This is a genomic window from Paractinoplanes pyxinae (assembly GCF_026626335.1).
Lineage (GTDB): Bacteria > Actinomycetota > Actinomycetes > Mycobacteriales > Micromonosporaceae > Actinoplanes > Actinoplanes pyxinae.
Genome location: NZ_JAPNTZ010000025.1, coordinates 88,210 through 102,801 on the forward strand (window position 1 = coordinate 88,210; position 14,592 = coordinate 102,801).

13 protein-coding genes are annotated in these 14,592 nt (G+C 70.8%); 7 read left to right on the forward strand and 6 right to left on the reverse strand.

Going from position 1 to position 14,592, the window contains the following annotated elements:
* The first annotated feature begins 22 nt into the window (after positions 1 to 22).
* The 6 genes from OWR29_RS45725 to OWR29_RS45750 all read left to right on the forward strand — a co-directional run bounded on the left by OWR29_RS45725 (position 23) and on the right by OWR29_RS45750 (position 7,541).
* Entirely contained in the window at positions 23 to 1,084 is a 1,062-nt protein-coding gene (locus OWR29_RS45725; RefSeq protein WP_267569962.1) for an ATP-binding protein, read from the forward strand.
* Entirely contained in the window at positions 1,077 to 3,743 is a 2,667-nt protein-coding gene (locus tag OWR29_RS45730) for a DUF5682 family protein (protein WP_267569963.1), read from the forward strand. The genes OWR29_RS45725 and OWR29_RS45730 overlap by 8 nt, the downstream gene beginning before the upstream one ends.
* Positions 3,740 to 4,954 (forward strand): VWA domain-containing protein, encoded by a 1,215-nt coding sequence (locus OWR29_RS45735; RefSeq protein WP_267569964.1) that lies wholly within the window; start codon positions 3,740 to 3,742, stop codon positions 4,952 to 4,954. Before OWR29_RS45730 ends, OWR29_RS45735 begins: the two co-directional genes overlap by 4 nt.
* Positions 4,955 to 5,040: 86 nt before the next feature.
* Positions 5,041 to 5,802, forward strand: coding sequence for a class I SAM-dependent methyltransferase (locus OWR29_RS45740; RefSeq protein ID WP_267569965.1), 762 nt, complete (start codon positions 5,041 to 5,043; stop codon positions 5,800 to 5,802).
* Positions 5,803 to 5,827: 25 nt separating this feature from the next.
* On the forward strand, positions 5,828 to 6,268 hold the full coding sequence (locus OWR29_RS45745) for a nitroreductase family deazaflavin-dependent oxidoreductase (RefSeq protein ID WP_267569966.1): 441 nt from the start codon (positions 5,828 to 5,830) through the stop codon (positions 6,266 to 6,268).
* A 127-nt stretch (positions 6,269 to 6,395) separates the two neighbouring features.
* The gene (locus OWR29_RS45750; protein ID WP_267569967.1) at positions 6,396 to 7,541 is read left to right on the forward strand and encodes a DUF5925 domain-containing protein; all 1,146 of its coding nucleotides are present in this window, start codon (positions 6,396 to 6,398) and stop codon (positions 7,539 to 7,541) included.
* A 58-nt stretch (positions 7,542 to 7,599) separates the two neighbouring features.
* Here the strand turns inward: OWR29_RS45750 and OWR29_RS45755 are convergent, their stop codons facing one another.
* From OWR29_RS45755 to OWR29_RS45775, 5 genes are all read right to left on the reverse strand, one after another.
* Entirely contained in the window at positions 7,600 to 7,893 is a 294-nt protein-coding gene (locus OWR29_RS45755) for a DUF1540 domain-containing protein (RefSeq protein WP_267569968.1), read from the reverse strand.
* A gap of 115 nt (positions 7,894 to 8,008) precedes the next feature.
* Entirely contained in the window at positions 8,009 to 9,199 is a 1,191-nt protein-coding gene (locus OWR29_RS45760; protein ID WP_267569969.1) for an adenylosuccinate synthetase, read from the reverse strand.
* Positions 9,196 to 10,152 (reverse strand): hypothetical protein, encoded by a 957-nt coding sequence (locus tag OWR29_RS45765; RefSeq protein WP_267569970.1) that lies wholly within the window; start codon positions 10,150 to 10,152, stop codon positions 9,196 to 9,198. The genes OWR29_RS45760 and OWR29_RS45765 overlap by 4 nt, the downstream gene beginning before the upstream one ends.
* Before the next feature lie 10 nt (positions 10,153 to 10,162).
* Positions 10,163 to 11,053, reverse strand: coding sequence for a protein kinase family protein (locus tag OWR29_RS45770; protein WP_267569971.1), 891 nt, complete (start codon positions 11,051 to 11,053; stop codon positions 10,163 to 10,165).
* A complete protein-coding gene (locus OWR29_RS45775; protein WP_267569972.1) occupies positions 11,050 to 11,799 on the reverse strand; it encodes an NUDIX hydrolase in 750 nt (249 codons plus the stop codon). Before OWR29_RS45775 ends, OWR29_RS45770 begins: the two co-directional genes overlap by 4 nt.
* Positions 11,800 to 12,128: 329 nt before the next feature.
* Between OWR29_RS45775 and OWR29_RS45780 the strand changes: the two genes are divergently transcribed.
* Entirely contained in the window at positions 12,129 to 13,727 is a 1,599-nt protein-coding gene (locus OWR29_RS45780; protein WP_267569973.1) for an IPT/TIG domain-containing protein, read from the forward strand.
* A gap of 59 nt (positions 13,728 to 13,786) precedes the next feature.
* Here OWR29_RS45780 and OWR29_RS45785 read toward each other — a convergent pair whose 3' ends face one another.
* Positions 13,787 to 14,464: a hypothetical protein gene (locus OWR29_RS45785; RefSeq protein ID WP_267569974.1), complete on the reverse strand. Its 678-nt coding sequence runs from the start codon at positions 14,462 to 14,464 to the stop codon at positions 13,787 to 13,789.
* Between the last annotated feature and the right edge of the window lie 128 nt (positions 14,465 to 14,592).

Consider the following 14,592-nt stretch of genomic DNA (forward strand, 5'->3'; position numbering starts at 1 on the left):
GGCGAAGACCAAGGAGCTTCACGTGACCGCACTGCGCCCCCACGCCGAGGACCAGTACGCCGAAGAGCTGGCCCAGCTGGCCTCGGCCGACGACCGGCCCCGCCCGCCCGGCTGGCGGCTCTCGCCCCAGGCCGTGGTGACCTACCTGCTGGGCGACGGCGCCAAGATCACGCCGAAGTACGTCGGCCCCCGCCGCCTCATGGAGGTCGCGGTGTCCACCCTGGTCACCGACCGCGCGCTGCTGCTGCTCGGCGTCCCCGGCACGGCCAAGACGTGGGTCTCCGAACACCTGGCCGCCGCCATCTCCGGCGATTCCACCCTGCTCGTGCAGGGCACCGCCGGCACGGCCGAAGAGGCGATCCGCTACGGCTGGAACTACGCCCGCCTGCTGGCCGAGGGCCCGACCGAGGCCGCGATGGTGGCCAGCCCGATCATGCGGGCCATGCAGACCGGCGCCATCGCCCGGCTCGAAGAGCTGACCCGCGTCCCCTCCGACGTGCAGGACGCGTTGATCACCATCCTGTCCGAGAAGACGCTGCCCGTCTCCGAGCTGAACACCGAGGTGCAGGCGCAGCGCGGCTTCAACCTGATCGCCACCGCCAACGACCGCGACCGCGGCGTCAACGAGCTGTCGAGCGCGCTGCGCCGCCGGTTCAACACCGTGGTGCTGCCCGTGCCGGCCTCGGCCGACGACGAGGTCGAGATCGTCGCCCGCCGGGTGGCCCAGCTCGGCCAGTCGCTCGACCTGCCCGAGGTGCCGGCCGCGCTCGACGAGATCCGCCGCGTGGTGACGGTCTTCCGCGAGCTGCGCAGCGGCCTCACCGAGGACGGCCGCACCAAGCTGAAGTCGCCCACCGGCACCCTGTCCACGGCCGAGGCCATCTCGGTGATCACCAACGGCATGGCGCTGGCGGCCCACTTCGGCGACGGCCGCCTGCACCCGGCCGACGTGGCCGCCGGCATCGTCGGCGCGGTCGTCAAAGACCCGGTCTCCGACGGCGTCGTCTGGCGTGAATACCTCGAGACGGTGGTCCGCGAGCGTTCCGACTGGCGCGACTTCTACCGGGCCGCCCGCGATGCCTGAGCGGCTTTACGGCATCCGCCACCACGGCCCGGGGTCGGCCCGGGCGGTGGTGGCCGAACTCGAGCGGCAGCCGCCCGAGGTGCTGCTGGTCGAGGGGCCACCCGAGGCCGACGAGCTGGTGCGCTGGGTGGCCGACGCCGGCCTCGAGCCGCCGGTCGCGCTGCTGGGTTACGCGGCCGACGACCCGCGGCGGGCGGCGTTCTGGCCCTTCGCCGTGTTCTCACCGGAGTGGCAGGCCATCCGCTGGGCGGTCGAGCGCGGCGTGCCGGTCCGCTTCTTCGACCTGCCTTTCGCCTACCGCCTGACCGGCGAGGCCCGCCGCACTCCCGCGGTGTCACCCATGCCCGTCCCCGACGGCAGTCCCGCTTCCCCGGCCGACGCCCCGGCTTCCTCCAACGACGTTCCGGGCGGCGCGCCTGGCGAAGCGGCTCCAGACGACGCAACCGCCGGCGACACGCCCGGCGACGCGGCTTCAGGCGGCGCGCCCGGCGACGCGGCTTCAGGCGGCGCGCCCGGCGGGAGCGGTGCGCCCGGCGGGAGCGGTGCGCCCGGCGGGAGCGGCGCGCCCGGCGGGAGCGGCACGCCCGGCGGGAGCGGCACGCCAGGCGAAGGCGGCGCAGCGGGCGCGCCCGGCGAAGCCGCCTCAGGCAACGCACCTGGCGAGGGCGGCATGGCGGGCGAAGGTGGCGGGGCCGAGGAGCCGGCGGCTCCGTTGCGGCCGGTCGATCCGATCGGCGAGCTGGCCGCGGCGGCCGGCTACGACGACCCCGAACGCTGGTGGGAGGACGTCGTCGAGCACCGCGGCATGCCGGCGTTCGAGGCGATCGCCGAGGCTATGGCGGCGATCCGCGACGCGTCCCCGGAGGATCCGGACGACCTCGTGCGCGAGGCCTACATGCGCAGCGTGCTGCGTGAGGTGCGCAAGAAGTACGACGACATCGCCGTCGTGTGCGGCGCCTGGCACGTGCCCGCGCTCACCCGCAAGGTGGCCGTCAAGGACGACACCGCCCTGCTCAAGGGGCGCAAGAAGGCCAAGGTCGATTTCACCTGGGTGCCGTGGACCTACGGTCGGCTGGCGTCCTGGTCCGGTTACGGCGCCGGGGTGAGCTCCCCCGGCTGGTATCACCACCTGTTCGCCTCGGCCGACGAGGTTGTGCCGCGCTGGCTGGTCGACGCGGCCGGGGTGCTGCGAGCCGAGGGCGTACCCACGTCATCCGCCCACATCATCGAGGCGGCCCGGCTGGCCGAGGCGCTGGCCACGCTGCGCGGGCGTCCGCTGGCCGGGCTGGCCGAGGTCACCGAGGCGGCCGAGGCGGTCATGTGCGACGGGGAGCCGCTGCGGGTCGAGCTGATCACCCGCAAGCTCGTCGTCGGGGAACGCCTGGGCGGGGTGCCGGACGACATGCCCGGCGTGCCGCTGGCCAAAGACCTGACGGCGCAGCAGCGGGCGGCCCGGCTCAAGCCGGAGGCGCTGGAACGCGCGCTCGACCTCGACCTGCGCAAAGAGACCGATCTGCGCCGCAGCCGCCTGCTGCACCGGCTGCGCACGATCGGCGTCCCGTGGGGCGAGGCCGCCGCCACCCGGCGCAGCACCGGCACCTTCCGCGAGGAGTGGCGGCTGCGCTGGCAGCCCGAGTTCGCGGTCCGCCTCGTCGAGGGCAGCATGTACGGCACCACGGTCGCGGCGGCAGCCACGGCCAAGGTCGTGCGTGCAGCCGACAAGGCCGAGACGCTGGCCGACGTGACCGCACTGGTTGAGACCTGCCTGCTGGCCGACCTCTCCGACGCGTACCCCCAGGTTCTCGCCTCTCTCGACACCCGGGCCGCGCTCGACGCCGACGTGAACCACCTGATGGCGGCCATCCCGGCGCTGGCCCGCACGCTGCGGTACGGCGACGTGCGGCGCACCGATGTGGCCGGGCTGGCCGAGGTGACCGCGAGCCTGCTGGGCCGGGTCTGCGCCGGGCTGCCCTCGGCCGTGGGCTCGCTGTCCGACGAGGCGGCCAAGGTGCTGCGCGACCGCGTCGACGGCGTGCACACCGCGGTCGGCCTGCTCGACGACGCCGACCTGCGCGAGCGCTGGATGTCCACCCTGGCCTCGCTGGGCGGGCGGGCCGACCTGCACGGTCTGCTGGCCGGCCGGCTCACCCGCCTGCTGCTCGACGCGGGCCGCCTCGACGGCGCCGAGGTGCGCCGCCGACTGCGCCTGCCGCTGACGATCGGCACCCCGCCCGCGCACGCGGCGGCCTGGGTCGAGGGCTTCCTTTCCGGCGGCGGCCTGCTGCTCGTGCACGACGACGCGCTGCTGGGCCTGCTCGACGACTGGCTGGCCGACATCCCACCCGCCGCCTTCGACGACGTGCTGCCGTTGCTGCGCCGCACGTTCGGCGCCTTCGAGGCCGGCGAGCGCCGAGCCATCGGCGAACGCCTGGCCGGCCCGCGCGCCACCGCCGACGACGGCACGCCCGGCGGTCTCGGCTTCGACCCGGCCCGCGCCGACCTGGTGCTGCCCACCCTCAGCGCCCTGCTGGGCCAAAAAATCACCGACTCTGGCACCGCGCGCGGAAACGAGACCGCCATTGGCGGCAGCCCGCCGGGACACGGCACCGCCAACGGCGGCGCGGCCAAGGCGGACGGCACGAGCGGGGAGGCCCGATGAGCGACGACCCGACGAGCGGCGAGACGGTGGACGAGGCGACGCGGGAACGGCGGCGGCGCTGGCGGATGGTGCTGGGCGGGGCGGCCGAGCAGTCGCTGGGGAAAGCCGAGGGCCGGGACGGCGCGATGGATTCGGCGCTGGCGGCGCTCTACGAGGGCGGCGGGGCCGACGGCGAGGAGCGTGGCAGCCGGCGGTCGGCCGGGCTGGGCGGCTCGGCGCCGAAGGTGGCCCGGTGGCTGGGCGACATTCGCGAGTACTTCCCGAGCACGGTCGTGCAGGTGATGCAGCAGGACGCGATCGAACGCCTCGACCTGTCCCGGCTGCTGCTCGAACCCGAGATGCTCAGCGCGGTCGAACCGGACGTCCATCTGGTCGGCACGCTGCTCTCGCTCAACCGGGTCATGCCCGAGAAGACCAAAGACGCGGCTCGCCAGGTCGTGCGTACGGTGGTCGAGCAGCTCGAGAAACGGATCGAGCAGAAGACCCGGGCCGCGATCAGCGGGGCCCTCAACCGGGCCGCCCGCATCAACCGGCCCAAGCACGCCGACATCGACTGGGACCGCACGATCCGGGCCAACCTCAAGCACTACCAGGCCGAGCACCGCACGGTGATCCCCGAGCGGCTGATCGGCTACGGGCGGCGCACCTCCGCCGTCCAGCGCGATGTGGTGCTGTGCGTCGACCAGTCGGGGTCGATGGCGGCGTCGGTGGTGTTCTCGGGCGTGTTCTCCGCCGTGCTGGCGTCGATGAAGTCATTGCGTACGTCGCTGGTCGTCTTCGACACGGCGGTGGTCGACCTGACCGACCAGCTCGACGACCCGGTCGAGGTGCTGTTCGGCACGCAGCTGGGCGGCGGCACCGACATCAACCGGGCCATCGCGTACAGCCAGCAGCTGATCACCCGGCCCCGCGACAGCATCTTCGTGCTGATCAGCGACCTCTACGAGGGCGGCATCCGCGAGCAGATGCTGCGCCGGGTGGCCGAGATGACCGCGGCCGGCGTGCAGGTGGTGGTGCTGCTGGCGCTGTCCGACGAAGGCGCGCCCGCCTACGACCACGACAACGCGGCCGCCCTGGCCGGGCTGGGGGTGCCCGCCTTCGCCTGCACCCCGGACGCCTTCCCCGATCTGATGGCCGCCGCCATCGAACGCCGCGACCTCAAGGCGTTCGCCGAGGCGCAGCAGAACGAGGCGCAAAGCAGGCGGCTGTGACGGCCTCAAGACGTTCGCCGGGGCACTGCCGAACCAGGCAGAGCGAGCGGTTGTGACGAGCCTCGGATGTAACTAGCGTGAACGGCATGAGTGCTTACCTGAGCAACCCGGGGATTTGGCAGGAAAGCTGGGACCGGCAACAGCAGGCGTTCCTGCCCGACCGTGAGGAGAGGTTCGCCGCGATGCTGACGGCGGTGGCCGCGACCACCGACGGCCCGGCGCCGCGGGTGCTCGACCTGGCCGGCGGCACGGGCACGATCTCGCTGCGGACGCTGGCCCGGTTCCCGCAGGCCCGAGTCACCGTGCTCGACCAGGATCCGGTGCTCATGGCCATCGCGACGGCCTCGCTGCGCGACCGTGGCGAGGTCGTCGACGCCGACCTGGGCGACCCGGGCTGGCGGGCGAAGCTGCCCGAGGAGGGCTTCGACGCCGTGCTCACCGCGACCGCGCTGCACTGGCTGCCGGCCGAGCGGGTGGCCACGCTCTACGGCGAGATCCGCGAGGTGCTGCGGCCGGGCGGCATCTTCGTCAACGCCGACCACATGCCGGAGGAGTCGCTGCCCACGCTGTCCGAGCGGCTGCGCGACCACGAGCGGGCCGAGCGCGAGGCCCGGTACGCCACCGGCGCCGCGACCGCGTGGGGCGCCTGGTGGGAGTTGGCTGCCGCCGACGAGTTCCTGGCCCCGAAAGCCGTCGAGCGCGAGAAGATCTATCCGAAGACCCGCCACGGCCACGAGTGGACGCCGCCGGCGCTGTGGCACGTCGACGCCCTGCGGGTGGCCGGCTTCACCGAGGCCGGCGTCCTGTGGCGGGGCGGCACCGACGCCGCCGTGGTGGGCCTCCGCTGATTTCGCCTTTCCGAAGGAGCACGAGATGCCGTTGACCGGTGAGTACGCGCCGAGCACGTCCGACTGGGCGCGCCGGCAGGCCGAGAAGATCGAGAACACCGACGGCGCCGAGGGCAACGAGCTGCACGGCTACCCGGTGGTGCTGCTGACCTCGGTCGGCGCCAAGAGCGGGAAGCTGCGCAAGACGCCGCTCATGCGGGTCGAGCACGAGGGCGAGTACGCCGTGGTCGGCTCGCTGGGCGGCGCGCCGAAGAACCCGGTCTGGGTCTACAACCTGCGCAAGGAGCCGCACGTCGAGCTGCGCGACGAGACCGAGGAGCACGACTACGTGGCCCGCGAGGTCGAGGGCGACGAGCGCGCCGTGTGGTGGGAACGCGCGGTGGCGGCTTTCCCCAACTACGCGTCGTACCAGGAAAAAACCGACCGCGTCATCCCGGTGTTCGTCCTGACCCGACGCCCCGGCTGATCGGAAGCCGACGGCTCGGGTGACCGGAAGTCGACGGCCGGAGTGAACCGGGGTAAGGCGCGCGGGAGCCGGGTGGTCTCGCGGAAAAGCGGGTGCCATCCGGGCCCGCACGGACGATCATCTTTGTATGCGCACTCCCCACCAGTCCGTCGAGCGGCTCGGCGGCCGGCACGTGGACGCGGCGACCGCCGCCTCCGCGCCGGCCACCCTGCCGCTGGCCGGCGCGGTGGACGACGGCGACCGTCTGGTCGACGTGGTGGACCTGCTGGCCCTCGACGCCTTCGTCACCGGCCGTGAACCGTACGGCCGAAGCACTTATCTCGAGAACGTGCGCTCCGACGCGCCGCTGACCACCGAGGACGCCCGCGTCGTGCGGGACGCCGTCGACGAGGACGGGCAGGGCCGGCTCGCCGTCGGCGAGGGCTGGACGCTGCACGTCACCCGCTGGAAGCAGAGCCGCCGGGCCCGGGTCACCGTCACCGCGGTCAGCGCCGAGCTGGCCGAGTCGGTGCTCGAGGCGGCCACCCGGGACGCCGTCGAGGAGCCGAAGCCCACGCCGGACAACGTGCCCATCGGCTTCTGGCACTTCGGCCAGCACGGCCCGCGCCGGGCCGCCCGCGAGATCGACGCCGCACCGTGGGAGTCGATCCGCAGCAACTACAGCAGCGTCGTCGCGGCCACCCTGGAAAGGCTGATGGCCCTGACCAGCGAGTCGATCAGCGGCCGCCTGCTGTTGCTGCACGGCGAGCCGGGCACCGGCAAGACGACCGCGCTGCGGGCGCTGGCCCAGCAGTGGCGCTCGTGGTGCCAGGTCGACTGCGTGCTCGACCCGGAAAGGCTGTTCAACGACCCGGCCTACCTGATGAGCGTGGCCCTGGGCAGCGACGACGAGAACGAGCCGCGCTGGCGCATGCTCATGCTGGAGGACTGCGACGAGCTGATCAGCGGCGAAGCCAAGGCGAGCGCCGGCCAGTCGCTGTCGCGGCTGCTCAACCTGACCGACGGGCTGCTCGGTCAGGGCCGCAACGCGCTGATCGCGATCACCACCAACGAGGACCTGGCCTCGCTGCACCCGGCGGTCGTGCGGCCGGGTCGCTGCCTGGCCAGCATCGAGGTCGGGCGCCTGCCGTACGCCGAGGCGGTGGCCTGGCTGGGCCGTTCAGCCGGCATCGGCGCCGCGGGCGCGACGCTGGCCGAACTCTACGCCCTGAAGACCGGCAGTGAGCCGGTGACGGTGCCCAAGAGCGCGCCGCACACCGGCATGTATCTGTAATAAGAAAGGCTCCCCTTAGAAAAGGGTCGCCTTACTTAATTAAATGCGTTCGGAATGCTCAGCCCTGCTCGTACGTGAGGCAGTCGGCCTTGTCGCCCGACTCGCCCACCACGATCGCCGGGGCGTGGCACTCGAGGTCGGTGTTGTGCACGCAGTCGGACCGCTTACAGGCCCCCACCTGGGCCAGCGCCTTGCCGGTGCCACCCTTGTCACCGGTCTGCACGTAGGTGTCGCACTCGGCCGAGATCGCGCTGCCGATGGTCACCGCGAAGGCGGTGCACCCGTCGTGGTTGTAACCACAGCTGGTCACGGTGCACGTCTGAACGCGGGGCATTTCCAGCATCTGAGTCATGGCTTCGTCGCCTCCAAAGTCATCATTCCGGTCTCTCGTCGACGATAAACCATTTCCCGTAAAGATCGAAACTACACCACGATTTAAATTGATTAGGTAAGGCGTGCCTAATCAATTATTCGGCGAACTTTTTGTCGTCGGCCGCGGGCCCGTACGACTCGATCACCACCGGGGCTCCCAGCAGGCCGCCGATCTCGCCGGCCCAGTCGTCCGGGCGCCGCAGCGGACCTGGTTCGGCCCACCGCAGCCGCTCGGTAAGGGCCGCCTGGCACTCCAAGTCGCGTGGCGGCCCCGGCTCGATCCGGGTCCACGCTTCGCCGTCGACGGTGTACGACTCGCAGATCCGCAGGTCCGGGCAGCGCTCCGGCACGTCGAGGTGGGTCACGGCCAGCCCGTCGACCCCGCCGGCCACCTCGACGGCGTACCGGTGGGCGACCGCGTCGAAGTGCCCGACCCGGAAGGCCCCCTGCCACTCCCCCGTCGCGTTGTGCCCCTCGGGCAGGTCGAGTTCCGGGTCCTCGGTCACGAACGGTCCCGCGCCGTGCCGGGTCGTGTACGTGCGCACCACCCCGATCCGCCGGTACGAGTCGCACAGCTCCGACACGTTGCCGAACGTCGTCGTCGACCACGTGGTGTGCGGGTGCCAGCCCCGCCACTCGTCCAGCAGCACGCCCTGCGCCCCCTCGAAGACGCACGGCCCCTCCCGCAGCAGCGTCTTCTCGTGGCCGGAGACGATCCGCACGGCGCGGCCGAACGCCAGGAACGCGTCCACCACGTCGTCGAGGGGTACGCCGGCCGGCCCCAGATCCGCTTCGACCGCTGCCAGCCGCGCGCGTAACGCCGTACGGGAAAGGGCATCGCCCACGCGGGGAGCCCGGTCGTGACTCAGCGCGTACGCCATGGTCTCGCCCACCCCCATGCCGCACGAACCGTGACGGCCGGCGCCGCGCGCGAGTTCCCGCCGCCGGTTCGCCGCCCGATGCCACGGAGTGGCGAGAAGGGCGTCCCCGTCCACCGTGAGCAGCTCGAACGGATTCCCCAAACTACGAGCCTCGGCGGCCAGGGCCAGCGGGTCGACCACCATGAACCGGGTCAGGTGGGTCGGGACGCCACGCAGCGTGCCCGACCCGAGCTGCGCGAACGTGTGCTGCCGCCCGTCCTCGGTGACCACGTTGTGCGCGGCCTGCGCTCCCCCGTTGAAGCGCAGCACCGCCCGTGGCTTCGCCCGCGAGCACAGAGCGTCGACCACCGTGCCTTTGCCGACGTCCCCGTAACCGAGGTCGACCACGGCAACGTGCTCGTTCACAGCCGCTCGTTCCCCGAACCCGCGGCGCCGAGCGGCAGGTTGCCCCGGCGGATCACGGCGCCACGCTGCAGCGGAGCCAGCGCCTTGCCGACCGTCCCGCGGTGCGCGGAGCCCGCCTCGACCAGGTCGTCGAGCCCGCCGTCGAGGTCGATGGTGCCCTCGCCCAGACCCACCGTGAGCGCGATCGTCTCGCACACCGCGTCCAGGTCGTCGAGCTCGAGCACGTTCTGTCCGAGCAGTTCCCGCCACCGCTTGAGCACGTCACGGTTGCCGCCGTGACCGGCTGCGGTCGGCAGCAGGTAGTAGACGTCGAACGTACGGGTCAATTCGGCGACGATGGCCTCGGTGCTCATCTTCTCGGCGCGCGCACCGAGGAACTTCTCGACTTCACGCGGCTTGAGCTTGGCGTACGGCATCTCGTCGCCGATCAGGAACAGGTAGCCGCGCCGGCCGCGCTTCTCGTACGAGTCGAGCGCCGTGTGCCGGGCCATGAAGTACATGGCCAGCTCGTACGACTCCATCATCTGACCGCCGCCGCCCCCTTCGAGCACGATGCGGGCCAGGTCGTCGTCCATCCGGTTGTCCGACTCGAACTGCCCGATCTGCAGCGGCACCCGGTCGCAGGTGGCGTCGCCGACCGCGCCGAACAGAATGTGCGGGTCGGTGGCGTAGCCCTTGCGGGTCAGCAGGCCCAGGAGCTGCGGCAACTTCGTCTGCAGGACGCGTGGCACCCCGCCCATCGAGCCGGTCACGTCGAACAGGACGGCGATCGGCGTGCTGAACGGGTGCTCGTCGCTGTCGCGGCTCTCCCGCTTCGCCACGCCCTTGGGGTCGAGCGCCGGGTGGGCCTTCCGGGCGCCGCTGTCGCTGTACGCGAAGGCGCTCGTGCCGGTGGCCCGGCGGTAGTTGTCGGCGGCGGTGTACACGTCGGTCGACCAGCGTCCGCTTCCCATGTCTGTCTCCTCAGATCGTGAAGGGCCGGAAGGTCCGCGGCCCGTATTGGTGGTGCAGAACTTCGTCCAGCTCGCCGAGCAGCCGCCACGCGTCCTGCGGCCGCATCCGCGGCTTGTCGTAGGTGCAGCCGGCGGCGAACCGTTCCAACGCTTTCGGTGGCTCGTCCATCAGCCGCGTCATCAGCCCGGTGGCCATGTAGATGTCGGTGGCCGGCGTCGCGCGCTTCTCCCGCAACACTTCCGGCGGGTAGTGGTCGCGCCGCCCAGCGACGATCGCTTTCACCCGCGACCCGGAGTAACACCAGTCCACGAGCGCCACGCCGTGCTTCTCCGGGTGGATCATCACGTGCTCCTCGAGCACGGCCCCATGCACAACTCCGGCGCGATGAGCCCACCCGAGACCCACCAGCAGCCGCCGCCAGATCCAGGCCACGTCCCGCGGATCCCTCCGCTTTTTCAAGTCGCTCAGCGGAACGAACCCGACGAGCCGTTCAAGTACGTTGACCCGCCGCCGCCGGCGTTCGGTGTCTTCGTGCAGGTAGCTCTCGATGAGCCGCGGCGCGTACCACCGATACTTCGGATCACCCTTGGCCCGCAGCGTGGTCAGCGCGGACGCCTCGGCCTCCATGAGGTCGCTGTCCCCAGGGCTGCGCGGAATCTTGAGCAGCCCTTTCTCCCCGACCAGAAGGTCGGCGATGTCTCCCACGGCCACCCGCCGGCTGCGTTCGCTGTAGAGCTTCGACAGCCGCGCGAAGGCCTTGGTCGCGGTCGCGCTCTGCGCGCTGGTCACCGCATCCGGGTGTACGGCCTTCGCGTACGCGCGGTAGGCCGACTCTCCATCTCCTAACTCGGCAAAGCTGCCGGCCCGCTCAATGAGCGCAACGGCCTCCGCGAACATCATCGGACGTCGTCCTCACGCCGCAGCAGGGCTGGATGCAGCAGCTTGGCGTCGCCGGCCCGATACAGCTTCGGCTTGGGCCCGCCCCGCTCCCCACCCCTGGCCGCGGTGTGCCCCGTGCTCTCGACAAACCCGGGAACGCTGAGCACCTTGCGATGAAAGTTGCCGGCGTGCAGATCCTCACCCCACACAGCCGCATACACCTGCCGCAGCTCAGCAATCGTGAACTCGTCATCAACGAAGGCCGTAGCCAACGGCGTGTACTCCAATTTGGAGCGTGCCCGGTCAAGCCCGTCAGCCAGAATCGTGTCGTGGTCGAAGGCCAGCTTCCGAGCCGACGCGATGGGCACCCAGAGCGCGTCCGACGCGTCACTGCCGGCACGCGGGTCAGGCAGCTCCGGCGCAAACGCCAGGTAGGCGATCGAGAAAACCCGCATCCGGGGGTCACGACCAGGCTTCCCGTACGTTCGAAGCTGCTCGAGGTGCACCCGCTGCAGCGCCCCCTCGCCCGGCCGTAGCCCCGTCTCCTCACCGAGCTCCCGCAGCGCAGCCTCGTCGGGCCCCTCATCGACCCGCACGAACCCACCCGGAAGGGCCCGCCGCCCGGCGAAAGGGTGTTCGGCCCGCTCGACGAGCAGCACACAGAGCTGCCCGTCGCGGATGGTCAGCGCCACCACATCGACGGTGACCGCGACCGGCGCATAACTGCGGGCGTCGTACTCGGCCAGGAACTCCGACTCGTTCGGCATGCCCGCCCTCCTTAGTTGTTCTCAGCATGAGTAATTCTGTTACTGAGAAGAACATAGGCCAGATGCGTCGCTGCGTCAACCGCATGACATCCGACCCATTGATGGAGAGGACCACCTGATGCATCAGATAGTTCGCCGGACACGCGTCCGGCGGCGTGGTAAATGGGGCTTAGATCGGGCTAAACGAGCAAATCCAACAAAGTTTTTCACTCTCCGCAATCCCCCACATACAGCAAGTTACGCTTCCGGCGAGATGGCCCGACGGCGAGTCCCGGTACGGGCCCATAAACACCCCGACCAGCGGCTTCCATGCCGTAGGAGGACCTCGCATGAGCAAGACCAAGTCCAGCACCACCCGGCGGCTCGCCCGCGCCGGGTTCGCGGCGGGAGCGGCAAGCTCGCTGCTGGTCGCCGCGTTGGCGACCCCGGCCTACGCGGCCAACGTTCCGGTCACCCTCAGCCAGTCCACCGGCCCGAGCAACGGGACGCCCACGATCACCGCCTCGGCCTCGTCGGCCTGGCTCGTCGGTGTCACGAACCCGGCCATCAGCTTCTCGGTACCGGCCTGCGTGTCGACTTACACCTCGGCCATGAGCACCTCGGTCACCGGCATCACCACCACCGCCGGCAACCTGCTCGCCACGTCCGTACGGAAGCTGACGGACAACAAGCTGGCTGTCACCGTGCCGGCGGGCGTCCAGCTCGCCACCCCCACGCCGACCACCGGCACCACCAAGTACAACGTCTGCATCTACGCCAGCAGCACGGCCGGCGCGCCGCAGATCGGAAACTCCACCTACAGCGTGGCCGCGGCGGCCGCCATCACGGGCGTCAGCCCGAGCGCGGCCCCCTCGGTGGGTGGCACGACCGTGACCGTGAGCGGCACCAACCTGCCGACCACGGCCGCCGGCTTCATCGGCCTGACCGTCGGCGGTGCCTCGGTCCCGGTCTCCAACATCACCCCGGCCGGGCCGAACAGCTTCGCGTTCGTCGCGCCTGCTCGCGCTGCCGGCAAGGACGTGATGATCGAGCTGACCACGGCGGCCGGCCCGGCCCGTCTGCTGGGGCAGTTCACCTATCTGCCGTCGATCGTCGCGGCGCCGAACACAGCGTCCAACAAGCGGAACGCGGTTGACGTCAACATCCTCGGCTCGAACTTCGTCTCGATGAACTTCGTCGGCGGGTTCAACGACGCGAACGCTCACGTCTACCTGGTGAACGGCAAGTACGACCCGACGAACTCCACCGGCAAGACCAACGCCGGAATCGCGGAATGCCTCAACGTGTTCGTGGTCAGCGACGAAGAGCTCATCTGCACCCTGAACCTCACGCAGCAGCTCGACAAGTCGGGCAACGTCACCCTGACCACACGGTCGCCTGCTGACATCGTGACCACCGCGGGCTCGCCGAACATCTCGTCGGCGACCGCCAACTTCACCGCCGCGGACATCGGCAAGCAGGTCACCGCAGCCAGCGAAGCCAAGATCCTGTACGGCTCGACGATCATCTCGGTGCAGAGCCCGACTCAAGCCACTATCAGCACCAACGGCGTTGCCGACGGCACCGGTCTCACTGCCGCGATCGGTGGCACCCGTTCGGTGGCTGCCACCGGCAGCGCCGCCTCGAAGGACCTGACCTCCTCCGCGCTGTTCACCCAGCGTGACGTCGGTCGTCCCGTCTCCGGCGCCGGCGTGGACGCGGGATCGCACATCGTCTCGGTCAGCGCCAACGGCAACACCGCCACCCTGAACCGGACGCCGACCGGCAACGTTGCCGGCCCCGTCACGGTGGGCAGCCAGAACCCGGTGCCCAACGACACCTACTACCTCACGGTGGTGAACAACGGTGCCGTTGACGCCCAGACCCAGCTGACCTACCAGGAGTCGCTGGTCTCCAGCGCGTCCGCCTTCACGGTGGCCGACTTCTGATCCGCACCTGAACACACAACGGCCCGGGCCAATTGGCCCGGGCCGTTGCTATCTCCGCGTCATCCCATCTCGGCCCAGCGCCTCTCGATCGCCTTAAGACTTTCTGCCGTAGACGGCCGCTCGTTCACGTCCACAGCGACGGTATAGACGCTCTTGTCGGCCGTGGTCCGCCAGCAGAGCAGCAGCGTCGGCCGTTCCCGGGGCTTCGGGTTGTTGTACAGCCGGATGTTCTGGGTGCACCGCGCCTTGCCCGCCGGCTTGCCCTCGTCGGCCACCCAGGCCAGCTCGCGCAATCCAGTGAGATCCTGCCGCGCCGACACGATGCGCAGCGTCTTGCCGCCCTTGCGGATGTCTCCCTGGTTCTTCACGGTCACGGCACTGTGGATCTCGTTCCCGTTGGGCGGCGGCGCATGCCGTGGCTCTGTCCCGAGCCGCTTGTTGGCCGAACGAGCCGCCGCCAGGCGTTCCTGCAGAGTCTTGGGGCTGGCCGAGACCGCGGGCGACGGCACGGCCGGCCCGGCGCTCGCGGGCGCACTGGAAGCACTGCCGGCCGGCGCGTCCGGCGAAGGTGACGAGGCCGGTGACGAGGACGCAGCCGGTGTCGGATTCGGCGCCGTGGCCGTGGAATCCCGCTCCGAGTTCGCGGTGAGCAGGATGGCGCCGGTGCCCAGCACGGCGGCCAGGCCGACTCCGCCCACCACCATCCGGCGGCGACTGATCTTGGGGTTGTTGCGCATGTGCTTTCGTCCTTCGGCCGGTGACAGCTGACGAGGCGGCCCCGCACGCACAGCGGGGCAGACCCCGGAAGCCCATCGTTTCACCGAATGCCGTCAATAGCCACCAAACCATGTAAAACACCTGAGCG